The organism is Acetivibrio mesophilus, assembly GCF_004102745.1.
GTDB lineage: Bacteria > Bacillota > Clostridia > Acetivibrionales > Acetivibrionaceae > Hungateiclostridium > Hungateiclostridium mesophilum.
The window spans coordinates 1-3799 of record NZ_RLII01000060.1; the positions used below are offsets into that span (position 1 = coordinate 1).

Consider the following 3799-nt stretch of genomic DNA (forward strand, 5'->3'; position numbering starts at 1 on the left):
GGCAGCTGGTGTTGGTGAATTGATGCTTGCTGCAGAAGGTAGTGCCAGTGGAGTATTTAAGGCTAGTAGTGGTTTTGATAGTTTCAACCGGAATTACGAAAAGTTTGCTAAAATGACAGAGGGAACGAGTAAGACTATACAAGTACCAGGACGTGTTCAGTCAAGAATTAATATAAGTAATGATGGATGGAAGCACGTGGTAAAAGAGCATTTTTCATCAAAGAATAAGTCACAATTTACGATAACGCAAGATGAACTAAAATCATTGCTTCAAAGTAACGACATTGTTAAAACACCTGTTACAAGAACGTTGGATAGTGCAGATGGAATTAGGTATGTTCGTGAAATTGATGTAGGGTATAATATAGGCATAGATAAATTTAATAATTTCCAACCTACATCGATAATGACTATTTTAACCGATAAATATGGTAACTTAGTAACAACTTTTCCAGGGGTGATTAAATGAGATTAGTTGGTAGTAAAACTGAAGAAGACTTTAGAGATTCTCTAATAAAATCGCATAATCTGTTATTTAATAAAAATTCATACAGGGGATTAGTTCAAGTCTTAAAAACAAGTTTTCCTGAAATGAAGACAGCGTATATTATTAGGCATATTCCAGAACAAGGTGAAGATTTGTATACAATACTTGTCGACCTTGATACCATTGCCACAATTGAAATAAGTCGATATAGTCAAGATGAAAAACCAATCATAGAAATCAGTAGTATTAACGATTTCAAGCATGGAATGAGCAAGGTAGAGCAAATAAAGCTGGCTGTTGCACTTGATTTAGCTAAAAAAGATATACTGTAATAGTTACAGATTAAAAGAGGTCACACAGTTCTGGCTAATGTGGCCTTTTTCTTTATCTATACTTAACAAAAAATAATACAATGTAATACAATAAAACTAAAATGACATATGAGGTGCAATGATGTCTACAGAAAAGGATAGTATGTTACGGGTAAGGCTTACACAAAAGCAGTCGGATGAATTGGATGCGATTATTGGTGAGCTTCAAGCACAGATGCCGGAAGCAAGCGTTACCACATCAAGCATAGCAAGATACGCTCTGGAGAAGTATGTGAGCGACCATATTGCCAGGCGTGACGGTACCAAGATTTTCATTGAAATCAGTACAGCAGATGCCACAGAAGAGGACATAAAGAATCTCTACGACCTTATTTCCAAGTTGTTTGACGAAACAAAGGAGAATTATTCACCAACGGTTCATTACATGGTTGGAGAGATATTAGAGCCTGTGATGATGAAGATGGCAAGACTCATGAAGCTAAAGAAGCCGGAGGTAAAGGCAAATGAGTAAGAAAAAGTACATTGTCCGCTGCCCTCACTGCAATCACAGGGTATTTGACGCCGATTATGCAGATGTTGAAATCAAATGCCCGGTATGCAGAAAGGTTTTTGAAGTAAAGCTGGAGAAAAAGGCGGGGTGAAAAGTGAATAAATCTGGCATAGAGCCGCAAAGGGAGCGAATGACTCACCTATAGAGCCTGGCAGATAGTCTTAAAAACTATTTGTCAGGCTCAATTTATTTCCAGCACGACAGGAGGTGAGAATTTGAAAGTGACAATGATGGACGCAGCATTAAAATATGCAGAAGCCAATATCCCGGTTATACCTCTGCACTGGATTTGTGAGGATGGCTCCTGCTCCTGCAAGAAGGGACAACAATGCGACAGCAAGGGAAAGCATCCGCTATATACCGGCTGGTACAAGAATTCCACTACTGATGTTGAGCAAATAAAGAAATGGTGGACGAAAACACCTAATGCCAATATTGGCATTCCTACAGGAGAGAAGTCCGGCTGGCTGGTACTTGATGTGGATGATGGTGGTGATGAAACTCTATCGGCTCTTGAATCAACACATGGAAAACTTCCGGATACGGTTACTGCTGTTACAGGAAGTGGAGGTCGGCACTATATCTTTAAATACCCCCAAGGCAGGAGCATTCCTAATAAAACAAAGTTTGCACCGGGACTTGATACGCGTTCAACAGGTGGACTGATTGTCGTGGCTCCAAGCATTCATGTAAGCGGTAATCAGTACCAATGGTTAGAAGGACATTCTCCCTTTGACAGAACCCCGGCAGAAGCTCCAGCATGGTTATTAAAGCTCATGGAAAGGGTGGAAGTATTGCTTACACCCTTTGAAGGTAGCAGTATTGCAGCCGAGATTAAGGAAGGCAGCCGAAACAGTACCCTGACAAGCCTTGCCGGAACCATGAGGGCAAGAGGAATGACAGAAGAGGGCATCTATGCGGCATTGCTCGCAGAAAACAACGCAAGGTGCAATCCTCCGCTTGATGAAGCGGAAGTTAGAAAGATAGCGCACAGTGTCAGCCGATATCAGCCAAATCACCCGGTGAAAAAGTATTACCACAGGACAGACAGCGGGAATGCAGAAAGGCTGCGTGACAGGTTTGGTGAAATCATTAGGTATTGTCCAGCTTTCAAGTACTGGCTGGTATATGACGGCTGTTGCTGGAGGAAAGAAACCGGAGAACTTACGCAGTTTGCTATTAGAACAGCAAGAGATATGCTCACAGAAGCAAGTCGGATAGAGGATGAGGCTGCAAGAAAAGAACTGGTGCGCCATGCCATGCAGTCTGAAAACGCAGGCAGGCTTAAAGCCATGATCGATGTGGCTTCAAACCTTGAAGGCTTGATAATAAACCCTGATGAGCTGGATGCAGATATATGGAAGCTGAACTGTAAAAATGGTGTGGTAGACCTAAAGACAGGAGAACTTTTCCCTCATAAGCGGGAGTACTATATGAGCAAAATCTGTCCTGTTGAATATAACCCAGAAAGCAAGGCTCCCAGATGGATTGAGTTTCTGAATACCATTACGGGAGGAAGCAACGAGCTTGTAAGATACCTTCAAAAGGCTGTAGGCTCGTCATTAAGCGGGGATATTTCAGAGCAGGCCCTATTTGTCCTTTATGGAACAGGAGCAAACGGAAAGAGCACATTTCTAAACACCATCTCTGACCTGTTGGGAGACTATGCAAGAAATACTCCGTCCGAAACCTTTATGGCAAAAAGGATAGAAGCGATAGGAAATGATATTGCGAGATTACAGGGAGCAAGGCTTGTAACTGCCATAGAAATAAATGAGGGACAAAGGCTCTCTGAGGCATTGATTAAAAGCTTCACAGGCGGAGACAGAATCACAGCAAGGTTCCTTTATGGAGAATACTTTGATTTCCAGCCACAGTTCACACCGTTTCTCGTAGTAAACCACAGACCTGTCATAAGAGATACCAGTCACAGCATATGGCGGCGCATTAAGCTGATTCCCTTTACCGTTACCATTCCAGAGGACAAAAAGGATAAGCAGTTACCGGCTAAGCTGAGAGAGGAGCTGCCCGGCATATTGTCATGGGCAGTAGAGGGCTGCCTTCTTTGGCAGAAGGAAGGACTTGAAATGCCTGATGAAGTCAAAGAAGCTACAGAAGGTTACCGGGAGGAAATGGATACCTTCTCAAGTTTTATAGAGGAATGCTGCATTGTGGAGGAGGGCAGGAAAGTTTCCAATAGAAGCATCAGGTATGCTTATGAAACATGGTGCCGGGAGAATGGGGATTATCCACTTGGACAAAAGCTATTTAATGCAAAAATGACGGAGCGCGGCTTTGCTGTAAAACGCAGCGGAGCCAATGGCAGCAGGGACTGGCATGGCATTGGTCTTGCGGATGAGGGGATACTTTTGTGATTACTGACGACTGACGGCTTCTGACGTCAATTCCGTAAATTTTTATATATATTTT

5 protein-coding genes are annotated in these 3799 nt (G+C 42.5%); all 5 read left to right on the plus strand.

Annotated features, from left to right (window positions below; all coding sequences use genetic code 11):
* On the plus strand, nucleotides 1–469 hold a 469-nt coding region (locus tag EFD62_RS17910; RefSeq protein ID WP_206659765.1), incomplete at its 5' end, for a hypothetical protein.
* Entirely contained in the window at nucleotides 466–819 is a 354-nt protein-coding gene (locus EFD62_RS17040; protein ID WP_128706565.1) for a hypothetical protein, read from the plus strand. The genes EFD62_RS17910 and EFD62_RS17040, both read left to right, overlap by 4 nt.
* Before the next feature lie 121 nt (nucleotides 820–940).
* Nucleotides 941–1330, plus strand: coding sequence for a hypothetical protein (locus EFD62_RS17045; protein WP_128706568.1), 390 nt, complete (start codon nucleotides 941–943; stop codon nucleotides 1328–1330).
* Nucleotides 1323–1460: a hypothetical protein gene (locus tag EFD62_RS17825; RefSeq protein ID WP_003513997.1), complete on the plus strand. Its 138-nt coding sequence runs from the start codon at nucleotides 1323–1325 to the stop codon at nucleotides 1458–1460. The genes EFD62_RS17045 and EFD62_RS17825 overlap by 8 nt, the downstream gene beginning before the upstream one ends.
* 130 nt (nucleotides 1461–1590) lie before the next feature.
* Entirely contained in the window at nucleotides 1591–3744 is a 2154-nt protein-coding gene (locus EFD62_RS17050) for a phage/plasmid primase, P4 family (protein ID WP_235832703.1), read from the plus strand.
* The last annotated feature ends 55 nt before the right edge of the window (nucleotides 3745–3799 follow it).